Source organism: Beggiatoa leptomitoformis (assembly GCF_001305575.3).
Lineage (GTDB): Bacteria > Pseudomonadota > Gammaproteobacteria > Beggiatoales > Beggiatoaceae > Beggiatoa > Beggiatoa leptomitoformis.
The window spans coordinates 2,067,928-2,094,121 of the sequence record NZ_CP012373.2 but is presented as its reverse complement, the minus strand read 5'-3'; the positions used below and the strand labels follow the sequence as shown (position 1 = coordinate 2,094,121).

The window sequence follows — 26,194 nt, the reverse complement described above, 5'->3', positions numbered from 1 at the left end:
TAGAAGAGTCCCTTGGTATTTTACAGCATGTTCAGGAGAGATAAATAATAGCGGCTGGAGAGTGAAAACTATTTTCTATATAAGCTTGTTTTTATAAAGAAGAGCTATAGATAATTGGATTCTTTTAAATTAAAGGAGATGGTAAATTATGCGTATGCGTAGAAAACGGTCTGCACTTTTTGCTGATGTTTGGCATATAGCCGACCGATTATCCATAGTAGGAACATTGATTTTTGGTATTATCATCATCAGTATTTTTAGTTTGTTACTTCCCTTAGTTCTTGATTATATCTTTTATCGAGGTAACAGCAATATCTCTCATCCGCTGATGGCTCATTTGCTGACGGCTCTTTTTTCTATATTTAAATTCTTTGCGCAATTAATTGGTCTTATAGCAATCTTTGCTTATTTTTTTGTTGTTGTAAAAAAACGTTGGTCTGAGTTTTACAGTTAAACTGAAATGTTGATTCAGAGTGCATTACGCTAATGCTAACGCACTCTGCAATTTAATAGGTTGCTAAGGCAATTGAATAACAACGTTAAGCCACCTGTTTAATAGCATGTTGCGCTACTAACTGTTTTAACTCAGGAATACAAGACCCGCAATTAGTCCCTGCTTTTAAAATCTCACCTAGTTGTGTAACGCTATTAATTCCCTGTTCCTGAATTGTTTTAATAATTGTTGCACGTCCAACACCAAAGCAAGAACAAACAGTGTCGCCGCGCTCTGCCACGTTTTTGCCTATTTGTCCTGTTAATAGACTTAATCGGTCTGTTAGGCTTAGCGGATGGTTAAAAAGTTCGCTGAGTCCAATACGGCTAGGTAACTGCATATCACGGCTAATAAATAAACAAATATTTAACAAATCATCCTGTACATTTGCACAACGGTAACGACCATGTGCAGGGTCGGCAAATTCTAGCCAGTTTTTATCCGCACCAAAGTAGGTATTTGCCCATGTTGCCCAATTTTCTGGGGGGTCATCACCTGCAAATTCATATTGTATAAAGCCTTGTTGTGGAATTTTTGCCCAGTAGCGTATTCCCGCGCTTGGTGGCAATTCAAGCGGATTTTTGGACAATAAGAAGCCGTACCATCTGGCTTGATAGCGACTGACTGCAACAGGGGTATGTTTAAATTCAGGTTGTCCCGAATACGGGTCGGTGTGGGACGCAATCAATGTACCGACACGGGCTTGCGCGCTAAATTGCGCATTCCAGTGCATAGGGCTGAACAGATAACCGCGTTTTTGTCCCTCGCTTAATTTGGCGCGGACGATGATTTGTTGTAGTGCGCTGTTAAGACAAACAAGCTCGTTATCTTTAATATCGAAGGCTTGTGCATCTTCAGGATGAATGTCGACAAAAGGTTCGCTAATATGCGAGAGCAGGCGCGGGGTTTTGCCTGTGCGCGTCATGGTGTGCCATTGGTCACGAATTCGTCCTGTATTAAGAATCAGTGGAAAAGTTGAATTACTTTCACTTTTTGGGGCGATAGGGCGCACGGGGACGAAATTAGCTTTGCCTGACAAGGTATAAAAACGTCCATCTGCAAAAAAACGCGGGCGATTTTCTGCTGTCGTTTGCAGTGCAGAACGGGGCGACCATTGATAAGGTGTTAAGGTTTGATATTCTGCATCAGAAAGTTGGCTCAATATGCTGATGTCAAAATCACGATGACCATTATTTTCAATGCCTGATAAGCCTGCATATTCGCGGAAAATATCAGCAGGTGATTGATAGTTAAAACCGTATTGGTAGCCCATATGTTGGGCGACTTGGCTGATTATCCACCAGTCGGGTTTGGCATCAGCAGGTGCAGTTAAAAAAGCGCGTTGGCGAGAAATGCGTCTTTCTGAGTTGGTGACTGTGCCTTCTTTCTCGCCCCATGTTTGGGCAGGTAGCAGAATGTGAGCGTAGGGGACGGTGTCGTTATTGCGTACACAGTCGGAAATGATGACTAATTCACAGCGGGCTAAAGCGGTTTTAATCCGCTCGGCATTGGGTAAGCTGACAACAGGATTGGTTGCCATAATCCACACTGCTTTGATATCCCCTTTTTCAATGGCTTCAAACATATCCACCGCTTTTAGCCCTGCCTGCAAGGCAATAGTGGGTGATTGCCAATAATTTTGAACGATAGCTTGGTGTTCAGGTTCAAAATCTAAGTGTGCCGCCAGTTGGTTAGCTAATGCACCGACTTCGCGCCCACCCATGGCGTTGGGTTGTCCTGTGATGGAAAAAGGCCCCATACCGACGCGCCCAATTCGTCCTGTTGCAAGATGGCAGTTGATGATGCTGTTGACTTTATCTGTGCCACTGCTGGATTGATTAACCCCTTGTGAATAGAGGGTGACAACTTTTTCTGTGCGGGCAAATAGGCGATAAAATTCAATAATATCAGCTTCGCTCACGCCACAATGTTGGGCAATTGCGGGTATTGAATTGGCGGTTTCTTTTGCGGTTTGTAATGCGTTGGCAAAACCTTGGGTGGATTGTTCGATAAAACGGTAGTCTAAATGGTCATGGGCGCGTAAGTGATGCAGTAAGCCATTAAATAAGGTGACATCAACCCCTGTTTTAATCGGTAAATGTAAATCGGCAATATCGCAGGTTGCGGTACGACGCGGGTCGATAACGACAATTTTTAATTTATCATTGCGTTGTTGACGTGCAGCACTGATGCGTTGGAATAAAACAGGGTGACACCATGCCAGATTAGAGCCGACAATGACAATAAGGTCAGCTTTTTCAAGGTCGCTGTAGTCAACAGGGACAGTGTCGCTACCAAAGGCGCGTTTATGTCCTGCAACGCTTGATGCCATGCACAGGCGGGAATTGCTGTCGATGTTAGCGGTGCCGATATAGCCTTTCATTAATTTGTTAGCAACGTAGTAATCTTCAGTTAATAATTGTCCCGAGACGTAGAAGCCAATGGCTGAATTACCGTATTTTTGGATGATGTCGTTTAAGGCGGTGGCGGTGGTGTTTAAGGCGGTTTCCCAGTCGGTGACTTGTCCATAAATTTCAGGGTGTAATAAACGCCCTTCTAGGTCTAGCGTTTCCGCCAGTGCCGCGCCTTTAGAGCATAAACGTCCAAAATTAGCGGGATGGGTTTTATCCCCTTTCACGGTGATTTTATCCCCTTCTTGGGTTGCCACCACACCACAGCCAACGCCGCAATAGGGGCAGGTGGTTTGAGTTGTTGAATCAGTCATATACAAAACCTTATGTAGTGCGGTTGCAGGGGGTTAAGCAGGCGCAGTTTCTGGCGTTAGGGAAATAAACAATTGTCCGTTTTCTATTTTGATGGGAAATTTACGCACACAACCTTTATTCGGTTCAGTTACGCAACCGTTATCCAGTTGAATATTCCAACTGTGTAAGGGACAGGTGACGCTATAACCCGTTACAATGCCTTGTGATAAAACCCCGCCTTTGTGCGGGCAACGGTCATTTAAGGCAAACACAGCATCGTTACTGGTGCGAAATACGGCAACTTTTTGTTTACCCAGTTCTACAATGCGCGCACCTAAACGGGGGATGTCGTCAATTTTTCCAATGTCTATCCAATGGCTCATGATGTTTTCCTGTGAGAAAAAAAATATTGTCTGAACCATAATTTGCACAATTAACTTAATTGACACAATTTAAAAGTATTAAAAAATTAAGTAAATTGTGTTAGTTACGTGAATTATGGTTTGGACATTTAGGCGACTTTAGAAGAAATATCAGCTAATTTAACAATATCTATGTGTTTCATTGCCTTAAACTCGTGTTCATGCACGCCTGCTTTTGCCCGTTCTGCCCAAGGGTCTTTTTGTGCGGTTATTTGGGATTGTAAAAAACGGTCGTAGTAATGTTTACGATTTTCAGCATTTTCAACTATTTGCTTTTTGACGTATTCCACACCAACCCGTTCAATCCAGTGGGCAGTTCGTTCTAAATATCGCGCTTCTTCGCGGTAAATTTGCATAAACGCGCCGCAGTATTCCATAACTTCTTCTTCTGTATTGACTTTACAGAGTAAATCGGTAGCACGGACTTTAATCCCGCCATTGCCCCCAACGTGTAATTCCCAACCAGAATCAACAGCAACAACGCCAAAATCTTTAATTGTGGCTTCTGCGCAGTTACGTGGACAGCCTGAAACAGCCAGTTTGACTTTGTGCGGTGTCCATGAACCCCATGTCATTTGTTCCAATTTAATGCCCATGCCCATCGCGTCTTGTGTACCAAATCGACACCATGTTGAACCAACGCAGGTTTTTACGGTGCGTAAAGATTTACCGTAGGCGTAGCCTGAGACCATACCCGCTTCGTTAAGGTCTGCCCACATGGCGGGCAAGTCTTCTTTTTTCACCCCGAGCAGGTCGATACGTTGCCCGCCTGTGATTTTGACCGTTGGAACGCTGTATTTATCAGCAACGTTGGCAATGGCGCGCAATTCGTCGGGCGTGGTTAAACCACCCCAAATGCGGGGAACGACAGAGTAAGTGCCATCTTTTTGAATGTTGGCGTGGGCGCGTTCATTGATAAAGCGAGATTGATAATCGTCTTGGGCTTTATCGGGATGGGTGGAGAGTAGGTAGTAATTCAGGGCAGGACGGCAGGTAGTGCAACCGTCAGGGGTTTTCCAATTTAAGGATTTCATGAGTTCTGCAACGGTGTACACGTCGGTGTGTGTAATCGCTTCACGAACTTCGTCGTGGCTCATGTCGGTACAAGCACACATTATTTTTTTTGTGGGTTTTACCGCATCTTCACCGTTGACTAGCATTAAAAGTTGTTCAACCAGACCTGAGCAACCGCCACAAGAGGCTGATGCACCTGTTTGTTTGCGGACTTCTTCGAGTGTGGTTAAGCCTTTTTCTTGAATAGCTTGTACGATTGTGCCTTTGCAAACGCCATTGCATCCGCAAATCTGGTTATCATCTGCCATGCTGGCAACAAGGCTTGTATTGCTTCCACCGTCGCCTGTGAGGGCGAAGGCTTGACCAAATAGAATGCGTTCCCGCATTGTGCTGACATCTTCACCATCGCGTAATAGTTGAAAATACCATGCGCCATCGGTGGTATCGCCAACCATGACCGCGCCTTTAACTTTGTTATCTTCCAAGACTAATTTTTTATATATGCCCATGCTGGGGTCTTGAAAAATAATGCTTTCGGTTTTTTCGTTGCCAAGAAAATCGCCCGCTGAGAAAACATCAACGCCTGTTACTTTTAATTTGGTAGAGGTTACTGAGCCTTCATAGTGTTTACCGCCAATATCGGCTAAATGGTGGGCGCAGACTTTGGCTTGTTCGTATAGGGGCGCGACTAAACCGTAAATTTGTTGACGGTGTTCGACGCATTCACCCACCGCGAAAACATCGTTGTCGCTGGTTTGTAAGTGGTCATTGACGAGTAAACCGCGCCCGCATTCTAAATTCGCACTTTTTGCTAGGTTGATATTGGGACGAATTCCAACCGCCATCACGATTAAATCAGCGGGTAATTCGTGTCCATCTTTAAAGCGAATTGCTTGCACATGATTTTCACCTAAGAAGCAGTCAGTTTGTGCTTCTAAGCGGAAATTTAAGCCTTGTTTTTCTAAATGGGCTTTGAGTAAATTGGCGGCGGGTTTGTCTAATTGCCGTTCCATTAAGGTGTCGAGTAAATGGACGACAGTGACCGTCATGCCTTGTTTTTGTAAGCCGTAAGCGGCTTCTAATCCTAATAAACCACCACCGATAACAACCGCATGTTTGCCTGTGCCTGAACGTGCAACGGTGAGCATAGCTTCTACGTCGCGGATGTCCCGATAAGCGACGATGCCCGCTAATTGACTGCCTGCAACAGGGAGCATGAAAGGATTAGAACCTGTTGCAATCAGGAGTTTGTCGTAATCTAAGGTGATGCCATTGTCACTGGTAACGGTTTTTTGTTGGCGGTTAATCTGGGTAACAGTATGCCCTTTATGTAAGGTAATCCCGCGCGTCGCGTACCATTCATCATTGTGTATCATTATGTCTTCAAAAGCTTTTTCGCCAGATAACACGGGTGATAGGAGAATGCGGTTATAGTTACCGTATTGTTCTGTGCCAAATACAGTAATTTCATATAAGTCGGGGGTAAGGGCGAGCAGTTCTTCAACGGTACGCATTCCCGCCATGCCATTACCAATACAAATCAGTTTACGTTTTTTCATGGGAAAGACCTCAAACACAACAATCAAGAATGACACAATAGGCGACGATTTTTTGTAACAGTCCCTGCTCTCATCAGAGACTGCGTACTATTTAGGGTTTAATTAAGCAACTGCTTTATGTTTTTGTCTTTCGTATAAAAAGCGTAAAACTTCAGCGCGATAATGGTTATATTCAGGGTTATCCGCTAAGGCTAAACGGTTACGCGGGCGCGGTAATTTGACCTTGAGAATTTCCCCAACCGTTGCGGCGGGACCATTGGTCATCATGACAATTTTGTCGGAGAGTAAAACGGCTTCGTCCACATCATGGGTAATCATGATGACGGTGTTGCCTAGGTTTGCGTGAATTTCCATTACGGAGTCTTGTAAGTGCGCACGGGTTAAGGCATCTAGCGCGCCAAAAGGTTCATCCATCAGCAGCACTTTGGGTTGCATCGCTAAAGCGCGCGCAATACCGACCCGTTGTTTCATCCCGCCTGATATTTCATTTGGGCGTTTTTCCAGCGCGTGTAACATGTTGACCAGTTCTAATTGGTGTAATGTCCATTCATGGCGTTCCGCTTTGGTTTTTTTATCGGTAAAAACTTTGTCAACCGCTAAACGTACGTTGTCATAAACGGTGAGCCAAGGCAGTAAGGAATGGTTTTGAAATACAACCGCACGTTCTGGTGCGGGGGCGTTGACTTCTTTATTTTCCAATAACACACCGCCAGCGGTAACTTTTAACAGACCTGCAATGATGTTTAAAACTGTAGATTTTCCACAGCCTGAGTGACCAATGAGGCTAACGAATTCGCCTTTTTCTACCCGTAAAGAGACATCATGTAAGGCGTGGAATACGCCCGATTTTGTGTTAAACACCATTTCTATTTGTTCTAGGCTTAGGTAGCTCATGATGTGTATCCTTAACGAGCGTTGTAATCAAAACGGGATTGAATAAAATTCATAATGGTTTCTAGGAGAATCCCGACAAAACCAATTAGTAGAATCGCAACGACAATGGAGCTGACATTTAAATTGTTCCATTCGTCCCAGACGTAGAAACCAATCCCGATACCGCCCGTGAGCATTTCCGCCGCTACGATAACCATCCATGCAATATTGAGTGATAAACGCATCCCTGTAAGGATATGCGGTAGTGTCGATGGTAAGAGAATTTTATGTGTTATTTCAAAGGTATTCAGTTGTAATACAGCAGCGACATTCATGTAATCTTTCGGAATTGCCCGCACTCCTGCGGAGGTATTGATAATGATGGGCCAAATACTGGTGATGAAAATCACAAAAATTGCTGAAGGGTCAACAGCCTTAAACATTAATAAGCCTATTGGTAGCCATGCTAATGGGCTGACAGGGCGTAAAATTTGAATTAATGGGGTGCAAGCACGGGAAAAATTTGCACTCATTCCCATTAAAAAACCAACGGGAATCCCAATAAGTACCGCGAGTGAAAAGCCTGCCATAACACGCCCTAAGGAGTACAACACTTGCCAACCGATACCTTTATCATTAGGGCCTGCATCGTAAAAAGGGTTGGCGAATACTTCTATTGCACGATTCCAAACGTCTATTGGTGTGGGTAAGTCTGTGGCGAAATGCTTTTGCACAATGAACCACAAGCCAATCACGATAGAAAAGGTGATGAGCGGTAACACGATAGCGGCGGTATAAGCCTGCCAATTGCTCGCTAACCAATTGGGTTGCTTAGGTAATTCAGGCGTTGCTAGGGACGCATTTTTATTTGTAGATTCAACGCTCATGGTGACAGAGGTCGCTATGGGTTTTGTGGATTCATGAGTATGTCCCGTTTGGTTTAACGGTAAGGCAATAACAACAGCATTATTAGACATTTGCTTTCTCCAAATCGGCTAATTGCATGGCGAGGCTATGAACTTCAAAACTGCTGATGTATTCCACAACGTTGGCGGGGTTGAAGGTTTTTCCATCAAAAAAGCGATCGGCACCCATTGCTATGGGGTTGGTTGCTTCTTTTAATTCCCAAGCGTTGGCATTCGTCCCTTCTGTTTTGTAATCAATGATTGGTGCAGGTAAGTTGAGGGCTTTCACTGCTTCCCGGTAAATATCAGGGCGATAAATTTCTGCGGCTGTTTTCTTGATATGTAAGGGCTTATCAATTTGTCCCCAGCGTATCATTTGGGAGATAAACCACGCTGCATGAGATTGCCAAGGGAAGGTTGCGGCGTAACGGTAGAACACGTTGAAATCAGGCAATGGGCGCGGTTCTTCCATCGCGTTATATTGGAATGTGCCCGTCATGGACATTTTGACAACATCTTCAGGCGCGTTGACATAGGATTTACTGGAAATAATTTTCACCACTTCCAGACGATTTTCGGGCTTATCCATCCATTGCGCTGCGTCTAATAACGCCATAATAATGGCTTGATGCGTATGGGGATTTTTTTCTGCCCATTCTAAATTTACCCCGAAAACTTTTTCAGGGTTGTTTTGCCAAATTTCATAGCTGGTGATGATGGTGCGTCCAATACCCATTGTTACTGCGCGTTCATTCCAAGGCTCGCCGACACAGTAGCCAACAATGTTGCCTGCTTTTAAGTTGGCGACCATTTGGGGTGGTGGAATGACGATTAAACGTACGTCTTTGTCAGGATTAATGCCTGCGGAGGCCATCCAGTAACGTAGTTGATAGTTGTGTGTAGAAACAGGAAAAACCATTGCAAAAGTCAGTGGTTCTTTACCTGCTTTTTTGTCGGCATCAATGACTTTTTTCAACGCGATAGCGGTCATTGGTGAGGCTTTCATCGCTTCGGGGTCAGCTTGTACCATGCGCCCATATAATTCGTTGCTCACGGTAATCGCGTTACCATTTAAATCCATGCTATAAGCGGTAATGGTTGGTTTTGGTAATGCGCCAACGCCTAAACTCGCGGCAATGGGCATCCCTGCCAGCATGTGCGCACCGTCTAATGCACCAATTGAGACTTTATCGCGAATATTTGCCCAAGAGGCTTCTTTAGAGATTTCAACATCTAAGCCATATTTTTTGAAATAGCCTTTTTCTTTTGCAATGACTAAGGGCGCGCAATCTGTTAAGGGAATAATCCCTAAGGTTAATTTAACTTTTTCCAGATTATCAGCAGTTCCTGCATAAACCAGACTACGTAATGAATCCATACCCATTAGTGTTGCTCCTCCAACGGCGGCACCCGTTAATTTCAGAAAATCGCGGCGATTAAAACCAGATTTTATTGCATCACGCATGGTAAAACTCCCGAAAATATCAGTAAAAAAAAGCAAAAAAAAAGCGTCCGTCTAACGAGCTTTCACTCGTTAAAACGGACGCCGTTGTCCAGTGCGCAAACCAACGTTGGCTTGCTATCAGTTGTTCATTACTTAACTCAAGTTGATTGAGTTATACAGTGTTATATCAGTAGTTTAGCGACAGCAATAATGTCTTCTGCGACTTCTGCAAGGCGGATATTTCTGTCCATTGCCATTTTACGCAGTGCGCGATAGGCTGAATCTTCATCTAAACCTTTGTGTTGCATTAAGATACCTTTAGCTTTTTCAATGGATTTACGTTCAGCTAATTTACTTTTCGTATCTTCTAACTCTTTGCGCATCGCTTGATATTCGCGAAAACGCGCAATGGCAACTTCTAAAACGGATTTAACCCGCTTTTCACTTAATCCATCTACAACGTAAGCACTAACCCCTGCTTTAATCGCGGCGTGAATCATGTCGCTGTCATCATCTTCAGCAAACATAATCACGGGTTTAGGCTGTTCTCGATTTAGACTGTTGACATATTCTAATGTGTCACGGTCAGGCGAATCTAAATCGATAATAATAATATCTGCAGGTGTTTTTTCTAACTGGGTTAGTAGTTCAACCCCTGTTTTGAGCGTGGCGACGACTTCGTAACCTGCGTCATCTAGGGCTTGCTTTAGTAAAGCAATCCGTCCACGGTCTTCATCTATCAACACAACTCGTAATTTCATCATGTTAATCGATTCGGCAACAGACTTATTTGACAGCGTTGTCTGTGGGTCAGTTGCACTTTTCCTGATGGAGATACGCCGTTGTACCTCGTTGAGTCGAAATTAAAGCAAAATTGAAGCCAATTCGTTCTTATAAGTTTTATGCTATAAAAATAGCTTATTAAGAAAAAAAATATCTTGTTTGTTGTTAGTTGCGCACTTAATTGGTTATTTTCCGCATAAAACGCGCTATTTTGGTGCATTAAAAACAGGTGTTTTACTGTACGCGTTCATTATCCAATCGCCAAATACTGAGTAGTAAAAATAAGCTGATGACTATCAAGTAGTACGCAATATCTGTGGTATCAAAGATGCCTTGAAGTAGGGGTTGATAATGGCGCGTGAGAGATAAATAGCTTAGGGGGGTGTTAGTTTCTTTGCCTATGATATCAATTATCCATAGCAGTAATAGGCTGCCGAATGTGCCTATTGCCGCAATGGCTGGGTGTTGCGTAAGGGTGGATATGTATAAACCTATGGCGGTAAATGCACCTGTTAGTAGGAATAATCCCAATGTACACATGGCTAATTGTCCTATATCTACCGCTCCACCGATTAATAGGCTTAAGGGCATTAAGCTGATTAACCCAAAAATGAAGAGGAAGAACCCCATTAAACCTAAATATTTTCCAAGAATAATGGCAGTGATAGAGATAGGAGAGGACAGTAATAGTGCAAGGGTTTTATTGCGTCGTTCTTCACTGAGCAATCGCATGGTTAATAAGGGAGTCACGATTAAAAAGAGCATACCTGCCCAAACATATAAGTAGCTAACAATAATATCTGTTAGCCCTAGCGCATCTGGTATGTGGTTAATTTTTGCTTGAAAACTGGGGTCAAGAAAAAACTCGACGCGGGTAGCAAAGATAAAAGCAAGAATGACTTGTAGAACGCCTAATACAATCCATGCTAATGGCGAATAAAAAAGACTGCGTAATTCTTTAGTTGCAATTGTCCACATCGTTTATTTTCTGTTAGTGCCAGCAGGAAAGAATGGGTTATTTTTTGATTAAAGACTGTTTGAATCAGAATTTTCAGTGTTATCAATGCCATTATTTTTTATATCTATCAGGTCTAAAAGTTCTAATTCAAACAATCATGCTGTTTATCTTGTTTGACACGTTCCGTTTTCTTATCGTTGCGTATCTAACTGTATTAAAAAAATTATCTGGTTTCGTTAAATAATTCACGTCCAATTAACATGCGGCGAATTTCTGATGTGCCTGCACCAATTTCATAGAGTTTGGCATCTCTTAATAAACGTCCTGTGGGATATTCATTAATATAGCCATTTCCCCCTAAACATTGAATCGCTTCTAATGCTAATTGTGTTGCTCTTTCAGCCGCATATAAAATCACGCCTGCTGAATCTTTGCGGGTGGTTTCACCACGGTCACAGGCTTTCGCAACCGTATAAACATAGGCACGGCAACAGTTTAATGTTGTGTACATATCTGCCAGTTTGCCTTGCATTAATTGGAATTCACCAATGGATTGCCCAAATTGTTTTCTGTCATGCAGATAAGGAATAACCACATCTAAACAGGCTTGCATAATCCCCAAAGGGCCGCCAGATAACACCACGCGCTCGTAATCTAAGCCGCTCATTAATACTTTTACGCCTTTATTCAATGTACCAAGAATATTTTCTTCAGGCACTTCGCAATCTTGAAAAACCAATTCGCATGTGTTTGAACCACGCATTCCTAATTTATCGAGCTTTTGAGCCGTAGAAAAACCTTTAAAGCCTTTTTCAATCAGGAATGCCGTAATTCCTTTTGAACCCGCATTTATATCAGTTTTAGCGTAAACAACCAGTACATCCGCGTCACAACCGTTGGTAATCCACATTTTATTGCCATTTAAAACGTAACGGTCGCCTTGTTTATCGGCGCGTAATTTCATACTGACTACATCAGACCCTGCATTCGGCTCGCTCATCGCTAATGCACCGACATACTTGCCGTTGATTAGTTTAGGTAAAAACCGTTGTTTTTGTTCATGATTACCATTACGGTTGATTTGATTAACGCATAAATTAGAATGCGCTCCATAGCTTAACCCCACAGAGGCAGAGGCACGGCTTACTTCTTCCATTGCAATCACATGCTCTAAATAGCCCATGCCCGCACCACCATATTCTTCTGGAATGGTAATGCCCAATAGACCTAAATCGCCCATTTTTTCCCATAAATCGCTAGGGAAATCATTTTGTTGGTCAATCATTGCGGCGCGCGGGGCTATTTCTATCTCGGCAAATTGTGCGATAGATGTGCGTAACAGGTCGGCTGTTTCGCCTAATGCGAAATTGAGTGTCGTGAATGCAGACATTTGATTTAGTTCCTTTGGTAGTTTATTGCGTTGTTTATTTTTAACTTTTACGTCAACGTCAATTTTTTAAAGATAATGCGAAAGAATATACAGATAACTTCTCATTTTTTAAGCACTTAATAATAAAATATCATTCCGATTAACCACTTGGTAATTACGCTTATAGGTCAAGGTGATAAAACCCGCTCGTAATATGGAAATGACTTCGATTCTATCGTTACCAACCAACGCAACGCAAGGAACACCAATCGCAAAACGTGCGGATTTTTCCAAACGCTCTAAGGTATTCGTAATAGTAGCTGTTGACATCTCTATTTCCCCTTAATGCTTATGTGAAGCGAGATAAGTATTACATATTGTGTTTATTCATCCCCTTTAGTTGGTTTTGTCGTGTGACGGAGAGTTGCTTTTTTGTCAGCGCGTTTAATTAATTCAATCTCTGCACGTAAGGCTTTAATTTCATCTTTTAAATCATCGTATGACAAGACTTCTTTCGTTTGCAACGGTTCTTCCATTGCGGTCTTTTTTATTTCTCGACGCATTTCCTGCATACGTTTGTGCAAGGTGTTTAAACCCCGTCGAGTGGGCATGTTTAACGCACCTAATATTTCGTCTATCGTTTGTTGTTCATGACGTTTCCAAGCCATCAAACTATTAATTAAACGCGCATTAACAATGCTATATTCTTCAGTAGTTACAATTTCGGCATAAGCTAATTCGCCACAATCAACCCACTCATTATATAAACAACGCAAATTATCAATGGGTTGTGCTTTATTTGCACGATGGATAAGCTTATCACGTAACAATTCAATTGTACGAGTAACAATACGCTGAAATTGATGGCTATAATCTCTCTGTGCTGTTTGATGAGCAATCAATAATTGTAATCCCTTTTGCAATCGCGTTTGCCATTCTCGCGTATAACCGATAGCAGGCATAGACAACAATTGTGTCATCTTCTCTTTAGTTATCTCTTCAGATTTGACTTGCGCGTTAAGATTTTGTAAGAAATCTCCCGGAAAAGCAGACAAGAGGGATAATGTGTGTCCCCAATTGTCCAGCGGTAAATCCCAAAAACCGGGAATATTTTTTTTCTCTTTTAGATAGTTAAGCAGATTTTCTTGTAAAAGGCGCAAACCATCTTCAATCAGCGTAATGCTTTCCTGTGTCTCTGCTGGTGCATTAATTAGTGTTTGAAAAGCCTTAATAAATTCATTATTGAACTGAAAATAATTTTTTCCTTGATCAATAAATTTACGCAGAACCGTTTGATTATCTGTAGGGGTAACGGAGGATAATACTTGCCACCACAATTCAATACTTTCTATCCAAGGTTCAATGGCTTGTAAAGGCGGAGGATTATCTTCTGTTACATTTGCTTGTTGCGTTTTATGCTGTAATAGTTGATTACTGATAGCAAGCCACATATCCCAATAGAGTTGCTGGATTTTTGACCATTGTTCTTCATCTGGGAAAATGTCTTTATCTTTCATAGCGTAGGTGTGTATTGGCGACAGTGAGTATTTTAAACATCATAGCAAATAAGCAGGCGAATTTGTTATGGGTCAATAAGGGGTTAATTGAAGCACAGGCAGTGCCAAATTTTGTTTAAGTCGGTGTTTTTAGAACTGTCATGATTGATAGACACAAAAATGTTATTTTTTGCTTTTAATGCTGAATGTTAGTAAATTTTGATTCAGACAGGCTTAATTTGAGTGAATTCATATTATGTTAGATTTTATTATTCCGCAGTGGACAGCACCCGCACGTGTTAAAGCCTATTGTACCACTCGTCAAGGGGGTTACAGTTCTATGCCATATCATGGTTTTAATTTAGGTGACCATGTTGGTGATGCCCCCGTGCAGGTATTAAAAAATCGGGCGTTGTTATGTAATAGCCTGCAATTACCGCGTGAACCATTGTGGCTGAAGCAAGTACACGGTACGGTTGTCGCAACGCTTGAACATCCGCCCGTTGATGGCATTGCTGATGCGGCAACGACGAAAACAGTGGGATATGTTTGCGCAATTTTGACAGCAGATTGTCTACCTGTGTTGTTTTGTGATAAGGCAGGTACACAGGTTGCAGCGGCTCATGCAGGTTGGCGTGGTTTACTAAATGGTGTGTTAGAAAATACCGTGCAACAGTTAGCATTACCATCCGAACAAGTCTTGGTTTGGCTTGGGGCGTGTATTAGTCAGCAAGCATTTGAAGTGGGTGATGAGGTTTATCAAGCCTTTGTCACACAACATCCTGAGTCTGCAATTGCTTTTCGGGCGAGTCGCGCACAACATTGGTGGGCAGATTTGTATGAATTGGCTAGACAACGTTTACGAAGAATGGGAATTACGGTCATTTATGGGGGAGATTACTGCACATTTACTGAAAAAGAGCGGTTTTTCTCTTATCGACGTGAACCAGTAACAGGCAGAATGGCAAGTTTAATTTGGATGGAATAGTGTTTTAAGATTAATAAAATAGATACCATCGCTTAACGCGGTGGTATCTGTGTCTGTTGCAAGCGGTCTATTTGGGGACGCGGGCAACTTCTTCAATTTTGTCCACGCTAACGTGACGTACATCTTTACCACGTACAAAGTAAATAACATATTCGCAGACGTTGCGAGAATGGGCTGCAACTCTTTCTAACGCCCGTGCTGCCCACATGATGTCCATTACTAAGGGAATAGAGCGGGTATCTTCCATCATATAGGTCATTAATTGACGGCTAACGCTGTCATATTCGTTATCTACTTTTAAATCTTCACGAATCACATGTAAGGCAGCATCCACATCCATGCGAGCAAATGCGTCTAATGCGTCATGAAGCATTTGTTTAACATGATTGCCAAAGTGATTAATCGCGACAAAATAACGGCTAGGTGATTCTTCAGCTTCTTGCATTGCCATTTGTGCAATGCGTTCTGCTTCATCGCCTATTCGCTCTAAATCACCGATGGTTTTAATCACAGTGATTAGTAAGCGTAAATCGCTTGCGGCTGGTTGACGACGTGCAATAATGCGTGAACAGTCTTCATCAATAGCAACTTCTAGCGCATTGATTTTATAGTCGGAGTTATAAACTCGTTTTGCAAGTTGAATATCACATTCGACGAGAGCTGTTAGTGCATTTAGCAACTGCTCTTCAACCAGACCGCCCATACTTAATACTTGATTCCGTAATTCGCGCAATTCTTGATTGAATTGTTGCGAAATGTGATGTTCGGTCTCTTCCATCATGTTACTTACTCCCAATTATTCAGTGCTATGCCATCATATCATTGCTTTACTAAAGGGGTTGTGGCTGTTTAGCCGTAGCGTCCTGTAATGTAATCTTCCGTCTGTTTTTCTTTGGGGTTGGTGAAAAGGGTGCTTGTGTCACCAAATTCAATTAATTCACCCAAATACATAAATGCAGTATAGTCAGAAACCCGTGCTGCTTGTTGCATGTTATGCGTCACAATGACAATGGTGTATTTATATTTTAATTCACTAATCAACTCTTCAATTTTCAGGGTTGAAATCGGGTCTAATGCTGAGGCGGGTTCATCTAACAACAGGACTTCAGGTTCAATGGCAATCGCACGTGCAATAACAAGCCGTTGTTGTTGTCCACCAGACATGCCTAACGCATTTTCGTGTAAACGGTCTTTAACTTCATCCCATAACGCAGCACCGCGTAAGGATTTTTCTACGACTTCATCCAAAATACGGCGGTTATTAATCCCTTGTAAACGCAAACCATAAGCGACATTTTCATAAATCGATTTTGGAAAAGGGTTGGGTTTTTGAAAAACCATTCCTACCCGTCGGCGCAAGTCGGCAACGTTTATCGACGGATGAAAAATATCTTTACCGTCTAATAGCACCTCACCTTTCACATTAACGCTGTCAACTAAATCATTCATACGGTTAAAACAGCGTAATAATGTGGATTTACCGCAACCGCTAGGGCCAATATAGGCTGTCACTCGTTTGCGAGGGATTTCCATATTGATGTTTTTAAGGGCTTGTTTTGTACCGTAAAACAGGTTGAAATTTTTTGCTTCTAAGCAGATGTCTTCTTGTTCTAAGTTGAGCTGTGGCTCACCTCGTCCTAAAGAAGCGATATCAAATCCATGTGTAATTGTATTGGGTTGCGTCATCGTGTCTAAATCCTGCATGTTTTCTACCCTCGTGTGGGGATGTTGTTCTCGCCCCATCACCTAGCACGAGAACCGTCTTTAATTAAGCTGATTCTAAAGCCTTGTATTTTTCCCGTAAGCGATTACGGATAGCGATAGCGGACAAGTTTAAAATAACAATGACAGCAACCAGTAATAAAGAGGTTGTGTACACTAAAGGACGTGCCGCTTCAACATTTGGGCTTTGAAAACCCACATCATAAACATGGAAACCTAAGTGCATAAATTTCCGCTCTAAATGTAAATAAGGGAAATTACCATCCATAGGCAAGGTGGGGGCAAGTTTGACGACACCCACAAGCATGAGGGGAGCAACTTCACCCGCCGCACGGGCAATGGCGAGAATCATACCCGTCATAATGGAAGGACTTGCCATGGGTAATATAATTCGCCATAAGGTTTCAGCTTTGGTCGCGCCTAAGGCTAAACTGCCCTCACGAATTGCACTGGGAATACGCGATAAACCTTCTTCAGTAGAAACAATGACGACTGGTAAGGTTAAAATGGCAAGGGTAACGGCTGACCATAAAATACCGCCCGTGCCAAAAGTGGGTGCAGGCAAGGCTTCAGGATAGAAAATTTTATCTATCGTACTCCCCATCATATAGACGAAAAATCCTAGACCAAACACACCGTAAACAATAGATGGCACACCTGCAAGATTATTGACGGCAATGCGTATCATCCGCGTTAATACGCCTTGTTTTGCATATTCGCGTAAATAAACGGCGGCAATCACCCCTAACGGGGTAACGAAGATGGACATGATGAAAACCATCAACACCGTGCCAAAGATGGCAGGAAAAATACCGCCTTCTGTGTTTGCTTCGCGCGGTTCTTCAGTGATGAATTCCCAAATTTTTAAGAAGTAAAAACTTAATTTTTCGCTGAGTGTCATGGCGTTAGGCAGATAGGCACGAACCACTTTTGAAAGCGGAATTTCAATCACTTTGCCATCCATCACTTCTGCCGTAAAACTATCACGACCCAGTTGCATGGTGAGTTCCCCCACCTTAGCAAGAATTGCATCAAACTCTTTTTGATATTCGGCGCGTTGTTTGGCAATGTCAGCATGTTTATCAGGGTCTGTGTCGTTATTCAGCTCTAAACGACGTTCCCATAAACGAAGTTGTTCTAACTGGTAATTTACTCTGCCAATATCATGTTTTTTAAGTTTTTCTATATCTTTAAACAATCCATTTGCGCGAGTAATGCGCGTTTGTAATTCCTCCCACGCACCCGAGCCTGACTTCACGACCGTGCCATTTTCTTTCACGTCACGCAGGAAACCATAAAAATTTCCCCACTCGTAACGTTCTACAATCATCAAATTTTGTGGGTACTCTATTTGGCTTAGGTCCATTGCAAGAATAGGACGAAAATCTAAGCCAACCAAATCACGATTACCTGTTTTGACCAGATAACGATCTACCCATTCAACGTTTTGATCTATTGTGAAACCGATTTCCCGCAAGCGAGCAGCAGGAATTTCTTCCTCACTACGGATTTCAGCAATGAGACGATAACTTGTACCGTCGCGTTCTTTATATTGTGCTTGCATCACCGCTGACGGGTAAAATTGTTCCAAACCACGCACAGCGATAAGAATCAACAAGCCCATAACGACGATGACGCTAACGCTGACTGCGGAGGCTGTTAGCCAAATCCAAGGAGCACCACTTTTCCACCAGTTTTTCATAAGAGTTTAGGTCGGTTGTATTTTTTGATTAGGGAATGCCGTTGACAGCTTTTGTGGGGTATGTGACAGCACAAGCTAGATACTCGTGCTATCCCACATCTTACAAAGTCCGCATGACTACAGCGTTACAGTGAACTGTACTTTTTACGCAAACGATGGCGTATCACTTCTGCAATGGTGTTAAAGAAGAAAGTGACTAAGAACAGGAATAAAGCTGCAAGGAATAGAACCCGATAATGTGTACTGTTGACTTCAGATTCAGGCAACTCTACCGCGATATTCGCAGATAAGGTACGCAAGCCTTGAAAGATGCTGAAATCAATGACAGGTGTATTGCCCGTTGCCATTAACACAATCATCGTTTCCCCAACAGCTCGCCCCACACCAATCATAATGGCAGAGAAAATACCGGGGCTTGCCGTTAAAATCACCACACGGATTAATGTTTGCCAAGGCGTTGCACCTAAAGCCAATGACCCTGAAGTAAGATGTTTAGGAACACTAAAAATTGCATCTTCGGCAATGGAGAAAATGTTAGGAATAACCGCTAATCCCATTGCAATACCCACAACTAGCGCATTACGTTGGTCAAAATCAATCCCATGTTGGGTTAACCAATGAGGCATGTCACCCGCGAATAATAAGGCTTCAATAGGATGACTTAGCGCAAACGCGACCCAACCCACAAAAAGGATAACGGGAATCAATATACCCGCTTGCCACCCATCAGGAACACGTTCAGTAAATGATTTAGGCAGAATATGCCATACATAAGCAGAAACAAGCACCGCAATAGGCAAGAAGAGCAAAAGCATTAATACACCGGGTAAGTTAGATTCAACAAACGGTGCTAACCATAATCCTGCTAAAAAACCTAAAATAACCGTTGGTAACGCTTCCATAATTTCAATGGTTGGTTTTACCACCGTGCGCATTGCAGGCGACATAAAATAAGCGGCATAAATCGCCCCGAAAATAGAAAGGGGAATAGCAACTAATAGCGCGTAAAAAGCCGCTTTTATTGTGCCAAATACCAATGGAACAAGGCTAAACTTAGATTCAAAATCATTGGTCGCTGATGTAGATTGCCATGTATAGTCAGGTTTAGAATAGCTTTCATACCAAACTTTGCTCCACAAGGCATACATAGATGATTCAGGATGTGGATTGTCTAAATGCCAAACACTAATTGTTCCTTTTGCATCCTCTGCCAGAATCACTTCACCACGTGGCGACAACGCAACTTGTTTAATCGGTGCAGGGCTTACTTTTTCAATTTTCAGCACGCGCTCCGACGTGGTGTAATACACACCAACATACCCATCGCTATCGGCTGCAATAAATCCTTTACGACGTTGTTCTATATCAATACTGGTGATTGGTGTCCGTTGTTCATGAAAAAAACGAATGCGCGTTAAAATGGACTCATTTTTTTCATTCCGCACAGGAAACCACTGAGTGATACGACCTAAAGAATCCCCTACTAATAAAGAAATATCGCCATTCAAAAAGGCTAACGCAGTAACGGTTACACCTTTTTCTAAAGCATTAACGCTTTGCTCAATAACCGGTGCATTTTTCTCTACAATATTAATCCGCAAAATAACGCCATTAATATCTGCCAAATAGGCAACCCGTTGTTCTTTATCAATCAACAAATGCTCAACTTTACCCGTTTGTGACAGCGCGATTTCACCATTCACACTTTGTAAAGTCATCTCATCTGTCATAAAGTTTTTTTGCTTTGTAACACCCGTTAATACCAAGCGATTATCGTCTGTTACCGCTGCAATGGTATTTGCATCAGACCCTACCTGCACGGCAATCGTTAATAAAGCGTGTCCTTTAGGGTCAACCACAATCGGTGCTTGCTCCATCGGATAACGCAAAGCAGTTTCTACAGAACGCGCATTATTCTCACCAAAGGAGACTTTAAAAGAGGCTTCCACCACCAATGCCTGTCCATTACTTAAGCCAAACGCAACCGCATTACTGGTAAAATCCGCCGTATTAAAACTGCTAATGCTCACACCATCAGGCAATGTGATTTTCTGCGTTTGCAAGTGTTGACCTGTTGCGACATCAAAAAAAACCACTTGACCTGTCACAGTATAACGAACACCAATTTCCCCCCGTTCTTCCGTCATGATATACAAGCTTTCCCCTGCCTCAGCGACAGGCAGCGCATATTGCTTAACCGCCTCCATTCGTGCAGGCAATAACAAGGGAAAAACAACATAAAGCAGATAGAAGAAAATAAGGACAACGGCAACAATCACGCTTGAGCCACCGACAGTCATACCATGGCGGGCGATTTTATCTTTCAAACGCCGCCAACGGTGTAACCGTTCCATAGCGGGAGTGTCAAATAAAGAGGTAACAGTAGAAGATGTATTATTGGATGCGGTAGTATTCATAAAATAATTCTATTGTTGGTTTATGACAACAATGTTACACCCCTTGTATTAGTCAGGTTTTCTGTGAAATCAGGGTTACAACGCATACACACTTACCTTTCAGCAGGTTATTACTGAAACGAATGTTTATAGTGGGTGGCATCTATAGTGAGAATAAAATTTAACAGGCGCATTGTGACACAGAAACTTGACAGTTTTATTGCTTGTGACGAAATGAAGTCATTTAGCAGATAAGTATGAAAATAAAAGAAAATTTTATCCGCTTTTTGTCAAATTTTAGCTTAAACAATAATGAAGGCATAAAGAGAAAGATTCCCCCTTTCCTTAGCAATCCCCTTTTTTAACGATAACACGCGCTAAGCACTATAAAATTTAAGCACTATTTCCCACCTTGATTTCCCTCTCCAACAGAAGCATGTTCTAAACTCCACCGAATAATAATAGGGAGAGGGAACATGTCTTTAAGTCTTGAAGTGCAAGCGACTGAATTATTGCAGAAAATCCTAACTAATTTAGAACGAAATTTCCCACCAAACGAATTTTCCCAACTAAAAACGTTTACCGAGTATTTCTTTAACTTCCTCACACCTGAAGATGTTTTAGAACGTGCAAGCCTTATCGACTTATATGGTGCAGTCGTCTCTTATTGGCAATTCTCACGACAACGACAACATGATGAAGTGAAAATTCGCGTTTTTAATCCACAGTTTGAACAAGATGGTTGGCAGTCACCCCATACGATTATTAGTATTTTAACCCGTGATAGACCCTTTCTTGTTGATTCCGTACAAATGGCATTAACTCGCCTCAATATGACCATTCATCTTATTGCGCACCCTATTTTAAGGGTAGAACGTGATAAACAAGGCAATTTACAAGCCTTATACTCCCTATCACCGCATCAAGAAGAGGGTTGCAGCGACTGTTATGAGTCGATTATGCATATTGAAATTGACCGCCATACTGACTTGATACAACTAGAAAAAATTCAACAATCTATTGCAAGTGTCCTACAAACGCTAAAATCTGCCGTAGATGACTGGGAAGTGATGAAAACCCAGATGAGTGTGCTGATTGAGGAATTGACAACAACGCCACCTGTTGGCATAGCACGTGAAGAAGTTACTGAAGCAACTGCATTTTTAGCATGGTTGCAAGCTGACCGTTTTACCTTTTTAGGCTATCGAGAATACAAATTAGTCAAGCGCGATGGTGAGGATGAATTACGAGTGGTAGCAGGCTCAGGCTTGGGCATTTTGCGTGAAGAATCCGCCGTTGAACGCAGTTCTAAAGGATTTACTGAATTACCCCCAGCATTACGTCAACTGGCGCGTCAGCCACAATTATTATTATTAACAAAGGCGAATTCGCGCTCGACGATTCATCGCGCCAGCTATATGGATTATATCGGCGTAAAACGCTTTAACGAACAAGGGGAAGTGATTGGCGAGCGGCGATTTGTCGGGCTTTATACCGCGACCTTGTATCATCTCAGCACAGCACACATTCCCTTTTTACAGCGTAAAGTACAACAAGTTGTTACCCATGCAGGGTATCGTCCTAATAGTCATCAACAACGTAAATTACTCACTATTTTAGAAACATATCCGCGTGATGAGTTATTACAAATGGACGCAACGGAATTGTTTCAAATAGTCACGGGAATCTTAAAATTACAAGAACGACAACGTGTGCGTTTATTCGTGCGTCCTGATACGTATAGACGGTTTTATTCCTGCCTAGTCTTTGCCCCACGCGACCGTTATGACTCGGCTGTGCGTGAGCGGATGCAAGCCGTTTTATTAAAGACTTTTCAAGGGAATAGTATTGATTCTACCGTTAATTTATCTGAATCAGCACTTGCGCAAGTCCATCTCGTTGTTCACACCGATTCCAACACAATCCCGCGTTATGATGTAAAAGAGATTGAAACACAACTGGTTGATATTATCAGTGGTTGGGAGGATGTATTAAACACGATGGTATTAGAAATGTATGGCGAAGAAAAAGGCACACAATTATTTCGCCGTTATCGTGCTGCATTTCCAAGTGCTTATCGTGAACATTTTAACCCGCGTCATGCGGCTCATGATGCAGAAAAACTAGAACGCTTGCGGGCAGGCGAACCATTGGTAATGCACTTGTATAAACCATTGGAAGCCTTAGATAATAGCCTACGGTTTAAGCTATTTCATTTGGATAAACATATTTCCTTGTCAGATGTCTTGCCTATGTTGGAAAACATGGGAGTCAAGGTTATCAGCGAGGATGCGTATGAAATTCACCTAGCCGCAGAGCCAACACAACCAACCATGTGGATTCAAGATTTTGGTTTAACCCACATGCCATCGGTTACGATTGATATTAAACAACTAAATCAAGCTTTTCAGGAAACCTTTAAACGGGTTTGGCAGGGTGACATTGAGAACGATGGTTTTAACCGTTTGGTATTACACCCTGAATTAAATTGGCGGGATATTGTCACTTTTCGCGCCTATTACAAATACATACGCCAAGCAGGCAGCAGTTTTAGCCAAAGCTATATTGAACAAACCTTATTTAATAATCTGTCAATCACCTGCTTACTTTCCAAATTATTTCATGCCCGTTGCAACCCTGAACAAGCGGCAGAAATTAAAGCGGATGTTTTGTTAAAGCAGTTAGAAACCGCGTTAGACAGCGTTGTCAGTTTGGATGAAGACCGTATTCTGCGTAAATTTCTTGCTGTGATACAAGCCACGCTCCGCACCAATTTCTTCCAAAAAGAGGCAAATGGCGAACCTAAGCCCTATCTCTCCTTTAAAGTAAATCCGCATAAAATCCCTGATTTGCCTGAACCGCGCCCATTATTTGAAATTTTCGTTTATTCGCCTCGCATGGAAGGCATTCATTTACGGGGCGGCAAAGTAGCGCGGGGGGGAATTCGCTGGTCTGACCGTTTAGAAGATTTTCGCACCGAAGTGTTAGGCTTGGTTAAAGCACAAATGGTGAAAAACGCCATTATCGTACCTGTTGGCTCTAAAGGGGGTTTTGTTTGTAAACGTCCTCCCACAGAAGGCGGGCGCGAAGCCATGCAAGCAGAAGGGATTGCTTGTTATAAAACCTTGATTCGCGGTTTATTAGATTTAACTGATAACTTGGTTGACAATAAAATTGTCCCACCGCCCCATGTTTTGCGCCATGATGACGATGACCCCTATTTAGTCGTTGCTGCTGATAAAGGCACAGCGACTTTTTCTGATATTGCCAATGGCTTGGCGAAAGAATACGGTTTTTGGTTAGGGGATGCTTTTGCTTCTGGCGGGTCTGCGGGTTATGACCACAAAAAAATGGGCATTACCGCACGGGGTGCGTGGGAATCGGTTAAACGTCATTTTCGTGAACTGGGTATCGATACGCAAACCCAGAATTTTACAGTGGTAGGAATTGGTGACATGTCGGGCGATGTATTTGGCAATGGCCTGTTATTGTCTCCTCATATTTGCCTCGTTGCCGCCTTTAATCATCAACACATCTTTTTAGACCCCAATCCTGACCCTGACACCAGCTATGTAGAACGCCAGCGTTTATTTGCATTACCGCGCTCAACGTGGGGAGATTACAATAATCAATTGATTTCTAAAGGTGGTGGGATTCATTCACGCACCGTAAAATCTATTGTTTTAACACCTGAAGTAAGAACGCTTTTAGGTATTCAAGCCTATGCACTCACACCGAATGAATTAATTCGCGCCTTATTATGCGCACCCATTGATTTATTGTGGAATGGCGGTATTGGCACGTATGTAAAAGCAAGTACCGAACACCATAGCGATGTTGGCGACCGTACAAATGATAACTTGCGCGTAAATGGGCAAGAATTACGTTGCAAAGTCGTTGGTGAAGGGGGGAATTTAGGCTTTACCCAACGCGGACGAATTGAATACGCACTGACTGGTGGACGCTTAAATACAGATGCCATTGATAATTCTGGCGGTGTTGACTGCTCCGACCATGAAGTCAATATTAAAATTCTCCTCAATGCCATCGTCAGCAATGGCGATATGACCGCAAAGCAACGCGACCAATTATTAGTCGACATGACCGAATCAGTCGCGCAATTAGTCCTACGCAACAACTACTTACAAACCCAAGCGCGCAGTTTATCGCTACTCCTCGCCAGCTCATTAATTGATGTACATGCCCGCTTTATCCGCGAGCTAGAAAGCAAAGGACAACTGGCGCGCGAACTAGAGTTTTTACCCACCGACAAAACCATTGCAGAACGCCGTGCGCAAGGCATTGGACTCACCGCGCCTGAAATTGCGATTTTAATTGCCTATAGCAAAATCACCATTTATGACGCATTACTCAGCTCTGACGTACCAGACGACCCCTATTTACACACCGTTTTGTGCAACTATTTTCCCACACAATTACCTGAACGTTTTGACAAAGAAATTCGTGAACATCGCTTACACCGCGAAATTGTCGCCACTGAACTCACCAATATGGTAGTCAATCGGGGAAGTAGTGTATTTAGCTTTCTTCTACAAGAAGGCACAGGCTTTCCCGTTGCTGACACCGTGCGTGCATTTCGCATTGCATGGGATATTTTCGACATGAAAACGCTTTGGACAGATATTGAAAGTTTAGACGGCAAGATAACAACCGATGTGCAATACAGCATGATGCTCGATGCACGAAAATTAGTTGACAGAGTCGCCCGCTGGTTACTCCGCAATCATCGCGCCCCACTGAATATGCAAGAGATGGTTAGCGCATTACGCCCCGGTGTGAAACGTCTTACCAGTATCTTATGGGATATTATTGTTCCACAAGACCGCCAACTACTCGCTGATAAACTGCAATTATTGGTTAATGCAGGCATTCCCTTAGCACTTGCGCAACGGGTAGTGAGTTTAGAAACTAATTTTTCCACCCTAGATATTGTCGAAGTGACGAATGCAACCTCGATACATTTCACGGATGAAGATGCGTTTAATCAACGTTTAGCGTATGTAGGACAAGTACACTTTTTATTGGGGACACGTTTACAACTGCATTGGTTACGGGATTGTATGACAGCGTTACCGCGTGATAATCGTTGGTCATCGCTCGCGCGGGCCTCCTTGCGGGATGAATTATTCCGCACGCATCGTGAATTAACGTTAGCCGTGCTGGCTCAAGAAACACCTGATAATCTGAGTGCTGATGTTTTATTTGAAAAATGGAAGGCACAGAATATATTAGGAATTACACGCAGCTTGGCGTTATTGGCAGATTTAAGTCATCAAGACAAGATGGATTTAGCCATGTTATCTGTCGCATTAAGAGAAATTCGCAGTGTTTTATAAATAAAGTG

Annotated in this window: 18 protein-coding genes; 3 read left to right on the top strand and 15 right to left on the bottom strand. The window is 42.6% G+C overall.

The window, feature by feature from the left end; translation table 11 throughout:
* The first annotated feature begins 148 nt into the window (after positions 1 to 148).
* A complete protein-coding gene (locus AL038_RS08780; RefSeq protein WP_062151876.1) occupies positions 149 to 454 on the top strand; it encodes a hypothetical protein in 306 nt (101 codons plus the stop codon).
* Positions 455 to 539: 85 nt separating this feature from the next.
* On the opposite strand, the gene AL038_RS08775 is transcribed toward AL038_RS08780, so the two are convergent.
* The 11 genes from AL038_RS08775 to phaE all read right to left on the bottom strand — a co-directional run bounded on the left by AL038_RS08775 (position 540) and on the right by phaE (position 14,042).
* A complete protein-coding gene (locus AL038_RS08775) occupies positions 540 to 3,218 on the bottom strand; it encodes a nitrate reductase (protein ID WP_062151873.1) in 2,679 nt (892 codons plus the stop codon).
* A 33-nt stretch (positions 3,219 to 3,251) separates the two neighbouring features.
* Positions 3,252 to 3,581: a nitrite reductase small subunit NirD gene (gene nirD, locus AL038_RS08770; RefSeq protein ID WP_066246113.1), complete on the bottom strand. Its 330-nt coding sequence runs from the start codon at positions 3,579 to 3,581 to the stop codon at positions 3,252 to 3,254.
* Between the two features lie 128 nt (positions 3,582 to 3,709).
* On the bottom strand, positions 3,710 to 6,193 hold the full coding sequence (gene nirB / locus AL038_RS08765; RefSeq protein ID WP_062151867.1) for a nitrite reductase large subunit NirB: 2,484 nt from the start codon (positions 6,191 to 6,193) through the stop codon (positions 3,710 to 3,712).
* Positions 6,194 to 6,295: 102 nt separating this feature from the next.
* Positions 6,296 to 7,087: an ABC transporter ATP-binding protein gene (locus AL038_RS08760; RefSeq protein ID WP_101539210.1), complete on the bottom strand. Its 792-nt coding sequence runs from the start codon at positions 7,085 to 7,087 to the stop codon at positions 6,296 to 6,298.
* Between the two features lie 11 nt (positions 7,088 to 7,098).
* Positions 7,099 to 8,043, bottom strand: coding sequence for a nitrate ABC transporter permease (gene ntrB / locus AL038_RS08755; protein ID WP_062151862.1), 945 nt, complete (start codon positions 8,041 to 8,043; stop codon positions 7,099 to 7,101).
* Positions 8,036 to 9,436, bottom strand: a complete 1,401-nt coding sequence (locus AL038_RS08750) for an ABC transporter substrate-binding protein (protein ID WP_083991477.1) — start codon at positions 9,434 to 9,436, stop codon at positions 8,036 to 8,038. Before AL038_RS08750 ends, ntrB begins: the two co-directional genes overlap by 8 nt.
* 161 nt (positions 9,437 to 9,597) lie before the next feature.
* Entirely contained in the window at positions 9,598 to 10,179 is a 582-nt protein-coding gene (locus tag AL038_RS08745; RefSeq protein ID WP_083991476.1) for an ANTAR domain-containing response regulator, read from the bottom strand.
* 253 nt (positions 10,180 to 10,432) lie between these two features.
* Complete coding sequence (locus AL038_RS08740; protein WP_062151858.1) at positions 10,433 to 11,176, bottom strand: ABC transporter permease subunit; 744 nt, start codon at positions 11,174 to 11,176, stop codon at positions 10,433 to 10,435.
* Between the two features lie 203 nt (positions 11,177 to 11,379).
* Positions 11,380 to 12,546 carry an isovaleryl-CoA dehydrogenase gene (locus AL038_RS08735; protein ID WP_062151855.1) on the bottom strand — a complete coding sequence of 389 codons (1,167 nt, stop codon included), beginning with the start codon at positions 12,544 to 12,546 and terminating at the stop codon, positions 11,380 to 11,382.
* 108 nt (positions 12,547 to 12,654) lie between these two features.
* Positions 12,655 to 12,855, bottom strand: coding sequence for a hypothetical protein (locus tag AL038_RS08730; RefSeq protein ID WP_062151852.1), 201 nt, complete (start codon positions 12,853 to 12,855; stop codon positions 12,655 to 12,657).
* A 53-nt stretch (positions 12,856 to 12,908) separates the two neighbouring features.
* Positions 12,909 to 14,042, bottom strand: a complete 1,134-nt coding sequence (phaE, locus tag AL038_RS08725; protein WP_062151849.1) for a class III poly(R)-hydroxyalkanoic acid synthase subunit PhaE — start codon at positions 14,040 to 14,042, stop codon at positions 12,909 to 12,911.
* Positions 14,043 to 14,277: 235 nt separating this feature from the next.
* Here phaE and pgeF point away from each other — a divergent pair, with 235 nt between their 5' ends.
* Complete coding sequence (gene pgeF / locus AL038_RS08720) at positions 14,278 to 15,009, top strand: peptidoglycan editing factor PgeF (RefSeq protein ID WP_062151847.1); 732 nt, start codon at positions 14,278 to 14,280, stop codon at positions 15,007 to 15,009.
* A gap of 67 nt (positions 15,010 to 15,076) precedes the next feature.
* Here the strand turns inward: pgeF and phoU are convergent, their stop codons facing one another.
* The 4 genes from phoU to AL038_RS08700 form a co-directional block, all read right to left on the bottom strand.
* Positions 15,077 to 15,790, bottom strand: a complete 714-nt coding sequence (gene phoU, locus AL038_RS08715) for a phosphate signaling complex protein PhoU (RefSeq protein WP_062151844.1) — start codon at positions 15,788 to 15,790, stop codon at positions 15,077 to 15,079.
* A gap of 68 nt (positions 15,791 to 15,858) precedes the next feature.
* Entirely contained in the window at positions 15,859 to 16,713 is an 855-nt protein-coding gene (gene pstB, locus AL038_RS08710) for a phosphate ABC transporter ATP-binding protein PstB (protein WP_101539211.1), read from the bottom strand.
* A 64-nt stretch (positions 16,714 to 16,777) separates the two neighbouring features.
* Entirely contained in the window at positions 16,778 to 18,433 is a 1,656-nt protein-coding gene (gene pstA, locus AL038_RS08705) for a phosphate ABC transporter permease PstA (protein WP_062151841.1), read from the bottom strand.
* A 125-nt stretch (positions 18,434 to 18,558) separates the two neighbouring features.
* Positions 18,559 to 20,850 carry an ABC transporter permease subunit gene (locus AL038_RS08700; RefSeq protein WP_062151838.1) on the bottom strand — a complete coding sequence of 764 codons (2,292 nt, stop codon included), beginning with the start codon at positions 20,848 to 20,850 and terminating at the stop codon, positions 18,559 to 18,561.
* Between the two features lie 455 nt (positions 20,851 to 21,305).
* Here AL038_RS08700 and AL038_RS08695 point away from each other — a divergent pair, with 455 nt between their 5' ends.
* Positions 21,306 to 26,186 (top strand): NAD-glutamate dehydrogenase, encoded by a 4,881-nt coding sequence (locus AL038_RS08695; protein ID WP_062151835.1) that lies wholly within the window; start codon positions 21,306 to 21,308, stop codon positions 26,184 to 26,186.
* The last annotated feature ends 8 nt before the right edge of the window (positions 26,187 to 26,194 follow it).

What these genes read in the sequence shown, in the direction of transcription:
- pstB (WP_101539211.1), bottom strand. Translation starts at nt 16,713, where the DNA reads ATGCAGGATTTAGACACGATGACGCAACCCAATACAATTACACATGGA.
- AL038_RS08780 (WP_062151876.1), top strand. Translation starts at nt 149, where the DNA reads ATGCGTATGCGTAGAAAACGGTCTGCACTTTTTGCTGATGTTTGGCAT.
- phoU (WP_062151844.1), bottom strand. Translation starts at nt 15,790, where the DNA reads ATGATGGAAGAGACCGAACATCACATTTCGCAACAATTCAATCAAGAA.
- nirD (WP_066246113.1), bottom strand. Translation starts at nt 3,581, where the DNA reads ATGAGCCATTGGATAGACATTGGAAAAATTGACGACATCCCCCGTTTA.
- ntrB (WP_062151862.1), bottom strand. Translation starts at nt 8,043, where the DNA reads ATGTCTAATAATGCTGTTGTTATTGCCTTACCGTTAAACCAAACGGGA.
- AL038_RS08745 (WP_083991476.1), bottom strand. Translation starts at nt 10,179, where the DNA reads ATGATGAAATTACGAGTTGTGTTGATAGATGAAGACCGTGGACGGATT.
- AL038_RS08750 (WP_083991477.1), bottom strand. Translation starts at nt 9,436, where the DNA reads ATGCGTGATGCAATAAAATCTGGTTTTAATCGCCGCGATTTTCTGAAA.
- AL038_RS08775 (WP_062151873.1), bottom strand. Translation starts at nt 3,218, where the DNA reads ATGACTGATTCAACAACTCAAACCACCTGCCCCTATTGCGGCGTTGGC.
- phaE (WP_062151849.1), bottom strand. Translation starts at nt 14,042, where the DNA reads ATGAAAGATAAAGACATTTTCCCAGATGAAGAACAATGGTCAAAAATC.
- AL038_RS08760 (WP_101539210.1), bottom strand. Translation starts at nt 7,087, where the DNA reads ATGAGCTACCTAAGCCTAGAACAAATAGAAATGGTGTTTAACACAAAA.
- AL038_RS08730 (WP_062151852.1), bottom strand. Translation starts at nt 12,855, where the DNA reads ATGTCAACAGCTACTATTACGAATACCTTAGAGCGTTTGGAAAAATCC.
- AL038_RS08735 (WP_062151855.1), bottom strand. Translation starts at nt 12,546, where the DNA reads ATGTCTGCATTCACGACACTCAATTTCGCATTAGGCGAAACAGCCGAC.
- AL038_RS08740 (WP_062151858.1), bottom strand. Translation starts at nt 11,176, where the DNA reads ATGTGGACAATTGCAACTAAAGAATTACGCAGTCTTTTTTATTCGCCA.
- pstA (WP_062151841.1), bottom strand. Translation starts at nt 18,433, where the DNA reads ATGAAAAACTGGTGGAAAAGTGGTGCTCCTTGGATTTGGCTAACAGCC.
- pgeF (WP_062151847.1), top strand. Translation starts at nt 14,278, where the DNA reads ATGTTAGATTTTATTATTCCGCAGTGGACAGCACCCGCACGTGTTAAA.
- nirB (WP_062151867.1), bottom strand. Translation starts at nt 6,193, where the DNA reads ATGAAAAAACGTAAACTGATTTGTATTGGTAATGGCATGGCGGGAATG.
- AL038_RS08695 (WP_062151835.1), top strand. Translation starts at nt 21,306, where the DNA reads ATGTCTTTAAGTCTTGAAGTGCAAGCGACTGAATTATTGCAGAAAATC.
- AL038_RS08700 (WP_062151838.1), bottom strand. Translation starts at nt 20,850, where the DNA reads ATGAATACTACCGCATCCAATAATACATCTTCTACTGTTACCTCTTTA.